5 protein-coding genes are annotated in these 6,403 nt (G+C 55.2%); 1 reads left to right on the top strand and 4 read right to left on the bottom strand.

The genetic code is table 11. From position 1 onward, the window contains the following. Positions 1–191 precede the first annotated feature (191 nt). Entirely contained in the window at positions 192–2,108 is a 1,917-nt protein-coding gene (locus QVO51_RS09415) for a diguanylate cyclase (protein ID WP_022358190.1), read from the bottom strand. A 327-nt stretch (positions 2,109–2,435) separates the two neighbouring features. Here QVO51_RS09415 and QVO51_RS09410 point away from each other — a divergent pair, with 327 nt between their 5' ends. Then, positions 2,436–3,575, top strand: coding sequence for a glycoside hydrolase family 5 protein (locus QVO51_RS09410; protein ID WP_022358189.1), 1,140 nt, complete (start codon positions 2,436–2,438; stop codon positions 3,573–3,575). Between the two features lie 55 nt (positions 3,576–3,630). Here the strand turns inward: QVO51_RS09410 and QVO51_RS09405 are convergent, their stop codons facing one another. From QVO51_RS09405 to QVO51_RS10940, 3 genes are all read right to left on the bottom strand, one after another. Then, the gene (locus QVO51_RS09405) at positions 3,631–4,989 is read right to left on the bottom strand and encodes a penicillin-binding transpeptidase domain-containing protein (protein ID WP_022358188.1); all 1,359 of its coding nucleotides are present in this window, start codon (positions 4,987–4,989) and stop codon (positions 3,631–3,633) included. Beyond that, positions 4,986–6,287, bottom strand: coding sequence for an FtsW/RodA/SpoVE family cell cycle protein (locus QVO51_RS09400; RefSeq protein ID WP_022358187.1), 1,302 nt, complete (start codon positions 6,285–6,287; stop codon positions 4,986–4,988). The genes QVO51_RS09405 and QVO51_RS09400 overlap by 4 nt, the downstream gene beginning before the upstream one ends. Beyond that, a partial coding sequence (locus QVO51_RS10940) for an FHA domain-containing protein (protein ID WP_369677911.1) occupies positions 6,287–6,403 on the bottom strand: 117 nt, incomplete at its 5' end. The genes QVO51_RS09400 and QVO51_RS10940, both read right to left, overlap by 1 nt.

The raw sequence follows: 6,403 nt of genomic DNA, 5'->3' as shown, positions 1-6,403 counted from the left end.
CGGTCACGGGCTTGCCCTGGCAGATCAGACCACTGCCATGGGCACCTGGCATCTGAACCCGGACTGTGCTGAATGGTTTGACCTGGCGGTCAGATGGATCAACCGGACACTGGGTACGCCCAGGCTGGCAGACGCATGAAAAAACGGGCACTGGAATTCCAGTGTCCGTTTTTTGCAAGGGCTGTACCCGATTATCTTCTCACCCGGCTGCGGCGGTGGTGATCCTTCTTTTCCGTATACATCTGTTCATCCGCCAGGGCGATCCACTCATCCACCGTGGAATTGTAATCCGGCACGCCTACATGGAAGCCGCTGCTCATTTCGATCCGGTAGCATCTGCCGGAGGTGCGGTTGTATTCATTCAGCTTGCTTTGCAGGGTATGCACAATGGTAATGGGGTGCATGGACTCCTGGAATCTGCCTGCCATGACAAATTCATCTCCGCCGAACCGTGCCACCACGCAGGTATCCGAGGAAAAGCCGTCCAGGAATCGGGCAAAGGCACGGATGGCGCTGTCCCCCTCCTGATGCCCGTAGGTATCATTGATCTCCTTGAGCCCGTCCAGATCCAGGGAAATGGACATAAACTGTGCCCCCTCCTCTGCGCAGGCGGCAAAGAGCTTAACGGCATGATTGTAAAAGCCCCGGCGGTTCATCAGTTCCGTCATAGGATCCCGCACAGTTGCACACTGCAGCCGGTCGATCATTTTTTGCAGTTGCACCCGGATTCTGGCATTTTCCAGTACCACGCTGACGCTGCATACCAGATTGCTCAGCAGGGACAGGTCCATGACAATATCGGAGTATTCAACGGCGATATAGCCAATGATCCGATCCTGGAAGTGCATGGGTACAAAGAGAATGGCGCCGCAGCTTTCCACCTCATAATCGTAATTGGGCAGCAGATCCAGCCGGCTGAAATCATACGCCTGCTCCAGAATGTGATCCCGGCAGCACACCAGGGTGCGGATGGTGTTGGAGAAGCCCTTCACCGGATAGGGGCTGGCACCGGTCATGCCAAACAACTCCCGGTAGAAGCCATCACTCACGCAGAACCAGCACTTTCCAGTCCAGAACTGCTGTGCCACTTCTCCCAGTCTGTCTACAACGCCCTGCGCCGTTTCCTCCGCCGTAATGGATTCCACAGAGCCGTTGACCCATTTCAGATAATGCTGCATCTGCTCCAGCTTCTGGTACAGTTCTTCCTTGACCTCACTGTTTACCGCACCGGAAAAGGATGCGCAGCCGCAGGATTCCTGGAAGTGGGGAATACAACCCACATGCTCCTGTCCAGAGGACTCCTGCTGCCCTGCCAGTACCTGCGCCAGACGCTCCACTGCCAGTCTGCCTGCGGCATCCAGATCCGGCTGCGCCGTGGTGATGGAAGGGCAGAAGTTCAGCGCCTTGCTGACCCCATCCAGCCCGGATACACATACATCCTGCGGCACCCGGAATCCAAGCTGCTCCAGTGCCCGGACTGCGCCGATCGCCATTTCATCGTTGGCGCATACGAACGCTTCCGGCATTTCCCCTTGCTCACTGTAGTATTTGAGAACCGCCCGGTACGCAGGCTCATCCCAGAAGCTGCCGATCAATTCCCGGCTTGGCTCTACCGGAATACCGCATTCCCGCAGCACCCGCTCATATGCCTCCCGGCGGATACGGGAAACCAGATATTCCTCCTCTCCGCCCAGGTAGTTGATCTTAGTAAAGCCGTGAGCCTCTACAAAATGGCGGGTCATCATTTCCACCGCATTGTCATAATTGATGGTGATGTTGTAGCAATCCTGCTCCGCTCCGTCCACGCACACTACAGGCAAGCCCTCCTCCTGGGCACGGTGCTTCAGGTCCTGCACCAGCTCCGGATCCTGCAGCGTGATATTAAACAGGATCAGTCCGTCAAACTGGGAGAAGTTCACCAGCTCATAAATGCTTCTGTCCCCTTCCTGGCTCTTCTTTCCGCTCCATTCGTCCGCAAAGGAATAAAACACATTCAGCTTAAAATCATGACTGTTACAAGCTTTGGTGATACTTTTGAGCAGGGGCGTCTGATACTCGTTCCCCAATCCCCCGATGCATGCTGCGATACGTATACTGCGCTTTGACATACTGCGAAACCTCCCATACTCTTTGCAGATCTCCCGGCAGGACAGCACCACTGCATTGTCCCGTTCTGCATGCTTCTTTTTATTATAACATATATAAGCTGATTCGTCAATAAATAGACAGGCTCAAAAGAATATTGTTTTGTATATTGACGTACAATGCCGATTCCGGTATACTTACAATATAGGCAATACCGCACAAAGCCCGCCTGTCGGCTTTGCGCAGCATCTGCTGCACAATCTTTGTGCGGTGTTGCCTATAATTGAAAACAAAGGCAACCCTCACATGCCCTGTGGGATGCTGCCAGCCCTCTACAGAAAGGAAACAATATGAAAAAGATCAAATGGATCCCCCTGCTGCTGACCGCTCTGTGCAGTGCTTCTGCGGTTTCCTGCGGCAAAAACGACGCCTCCGGCGACATGCGGGATATTTCCACCGCCCAGGTGGTCAAGGAAATGGGCGTGGGCTGGAATCTGGGGAACACCCTGGAGGCATGCGGCAGTTGGATCACCGGCTCCTCCGTGGAAAACTATGAAACCGCCTGGGGAAACCCGGTCACCACAAAGGAAATGATCGACGGCATTTCCGGTGCCGGATTCAAATCCGTCCGGATCCCGGTGGCGTGGAGCAATATGATGGCAGAGGATTACACCATCGACGCCTCCCTCATCTCCCGGGTCAAGGAGGTCGCCGGCTATGTACTGGACAACGATATGTACGCCATTATCAACATCCACTGGGATGGTGGCTGGATCTCCAAGGCGGATGAAGGCCATGACGGCACGCTGGAAAAATACAAAGCCGTATGGAAGCAGGTGACTGCGGAATTTTCCGACTACAGCGACAAGCTGATCTTTGAATCCCTCAACGAGGAGGGCGTTTATGAAAACACCTGGAACCGCTACAGCAATGTGGGAGACAAGGAAAAGGCTTTCGGCCTGCTCAACGAGCTGAACCAGACCTTTGTGGATCTGGTGCGGGAATCCGGCGGCAACAATGCAAAACGGCATCTGCTGATCGCCGGCTATGCAACGGACGTGGATCTGACCTGTGACCCGGCGTTCAAGATGCCTGCGGATCCCCAGAACCGCTGCGCCGTCAGCGTGCATTACTACACCCCCTCCACCTTTGCCATTCTGACGGAGGATGCTGACTGGGGCAAGGCAAGAAGCACCTGGGGCAATACTAAGGAGATCAATGAACTGAACGGATATATGGATAAGCTGAAGACCACCTTTGTGGACAAGGGCGTGCCGGTCATCATCGGGGAATTCGGTACCACGACCACCAATAAGGAGCCGGAAAGCGTCCGGCTGTACCTCCGCTCCGTGGCACAGGCAGCATGGGACCGGGGCATGTGCCCGATGCTTTGGGACAACGGAGAGCATTACGACCGCTCCACATGCAAGTTCCGGGACGAGGAGCTACTCCGGGCCTTACAGACGGTCATGCAGTCCCAGCGTGCCTAAACGATCACCCATAGAAATCAAACAGGCAGTATGCTTGACGCATACTGCCTGTTTTTTATTTCAGTGCATCCAGCATCTTCTGTACGATCTGATGGGTGGCGATCTCGCCGCTGACCCGGTTCTCGATCACCACGCAAAAGGCGATGGGGAAATCCGGATCGTCCACAAAGCCAACCAGCAGGGAATTTTCCTCCTTGCCCCCGTTCACCTGGGCAGTGCCGCTCTTGACGGCAATGTCATAGCCCTTGATCTTTCCGGCAGCGACATAATGATTCTTACCGTTGTCCAGCATGATCTTCCGGGTCTCCTGGGCGGCAGCCACAGAAAACAGCTGCCCCGTATACTCGGTGGAAGCGGTTTTTGTCACCTTGCCGGACACGTTGGTCACGGTGTCAATCAGATGGGGTCTGGTGGACACCCCTGTCCCGTTTGCAACTGCACTCTGCCACATCATCAGCTGACAGGGACTCACCAGCGTCTCTCCCTGTCCCATGCAGCCCCACTGGGTATCAAAATCATGGATATCCTGCAAGGTAGTGGAGGCAGTCTCGCTGAGGATCCCGTCAATGCTGATGGTCTGCTTCTGATCTCCGTTCACCGCATAACCCATGCTCCGGTACACGGAAATGATCCGATCCAGCGGCATGCCGGAACGCTCCAGCAGTTGGGCAAAGAAGGGGTTGCAGCTGTTGGCAAAGCCCTGGAAGATATTCTGCTTGCCATGGCCGCTGGATTTATGGCAGTTGATGGACTGCCGGTTGTCATTCAGATAGCTGCCGGTGCAGGAATAGGACAGGGATTCCAGTTGCTCCGCACCCAGGATCTCCGTTGCGGCGATCACTGTGGAAACCTTCTGGGTGGAGCCGGGCACTGTGCCGTAAAATGCCTTGCACAGCAGACTGCCCTCCGGAAAGTTGGCAATGTCCCCATACCCCTTTGCTACATCCACACAGGGCTTGCTCACATTCACCAGGATCTCCCCGGTCTTATAGTTATAGGCAATGGCAATGCCATCCTTTTTCCCAAAGGCACTGTAGGTGGCTTTGTTGGCTGCGTGATCCAGGGTAGTGTGAATGGCGGTTTTGCCTGTCTGCCGCATGCCGGTGGTAAAGCTGTAGTTGGTGAGGGATTCCAGATTCCGTGCCACCAGAGTATTGGTCATCTGCCCGCTGGTATCCCCGATCAGGCTGCCGACGTCGGCAAAATGTCCGCTTTCATAGCCCTCGTAGCCGTTGATGCCATCAAAGAGCACGTCCCCCTCCCGGTCATACACCATACCATAGCAGGGCTTGCCGGACTGGGAAATGTAAAAGGATGCCTCCAGCTGGATCCGTACCACCAGTACGATCATCCCTGTCAGAAACAGCAGAAGCATCAGCGTGATAAGCCGTCTGCCGCGTAAGATACTTTTCATGCCGTCGCCTTTCTTTTCTTTTTCAATGCAGGCTTCTTTTTCTTTGGCACCTTCACCTCAGAATGGAACAGGGGGGACTGGGTTGCCTTCAGCAATCCCACCAGAAAGCCGCTGGTGAGCATGGAGCTGCCTCCCTGGGAGATGAAGGGAATTGTGACCCCGGTAAAGGGGATCAGATTACAGGAACCGAAAATGTTCAGGGTCATCTGCACCACGAACACTGCTACCACTCCGTTGACGATGCAGGCGTGATAATAGGAACGGGGGGTATTGGTCAGACAGGTGCAGAGGATCAGCAGAATGGTGAAGATGGAAAGCAGCGCCATCAGCAGTCCCCACTCCTCACAGATGGTGGAAAACACAATGTCCGTATTGGAGGCAGCTACCTTATGCAGGGTACCCTGACCGGGGCCCTTGCCGAACCAGCCCCCCTCCGCAATGGCGATCAGCGCCTTGCACTGCTGATAACCGCTGCCGCTGGGATCCTTCCAGATGTCCGTATGCAGACGCTCCAGTACATAGGCCGGGGCGATTTTCACTGCCACTGCCGCCAGCACTGCACCGCCGGCACACAGCCCGGCAATGAGCTTTTTGGACAGCTTTGCCCGGGGATAGCAGATCCGGCAGATCAAGCCGCAGCCTGCCACAGCCAGGAAGGTAGGCAGACTGCCCAGATCCCGGCACCACCACTGAAGCAGCACGATCAGCACTGTACAGCCGTACACATACCAGTTATCCCGGACGATCATGAAGCCCATGGTTTTCTTTTTATTCTGCTGGGCGGAGATGGAGGTAGCGCATAGCAGGACGAATACGGGCTTTAGAAATTCCGAGGGCTGGAGGGTGATGAACCCCAGGTCGATCCAGATGCCCCGGCTGCCGGTGAACAGCAGGATGGACAGCATCAGCAAGCCAAATAACACATAATAAATGGGTTTGCGCCGCTCCGTGACCACAGCGTCCCGGGTCAGCAGATAGGCAATCTGGCAGAACACAAACGCTCCCACTGCCATCAGGTAATGCTTGAACGCAAAGCCCACGCCTCCGAAGCAGGACTGGAAGATCACGCTCATGTTCAGCAGCAGCACCAGGGCGAAATCCGCCGTATAAGTAGCCTGCCGCATGAGCCGCAGTACGCAGAAGTAGATCAGATCCGTGCCCAGTACAATGGCTGCCAGCAATCCCACATCTGTCACAGCCTCGTAATTGCCCCGGAACAGAATGATCGCCAGCAGGGACATATGGGACAGCAGGATCAGCAGGATCAACCCGAGGTAGGATATTCCGTTTTTATACATCACGCACTCCTTTTCCGCAGGCACAGGGTAGTTGCCCCGATCCGGATCCGGTCATTTTCGTGGAGCCGCACAGAGGAGATCCGCTTGCCGTTTACATAAGTCCCCCCGGCGGAGTT

The organism is Ruminococcus sp. CAG:379 (assembly GCF_000434255.1).
In the GTDB taxonomy this organism is placed as follows: Bacteria; Bacillota; Clostridia; order Oscillospirales; family Ruminococcaceae; genus Ruminococcus_F; species Ruminococcus_F champanellensis.
This window is presented reverse-complemented; position numbering and strand designations above follow the sequence as displayed.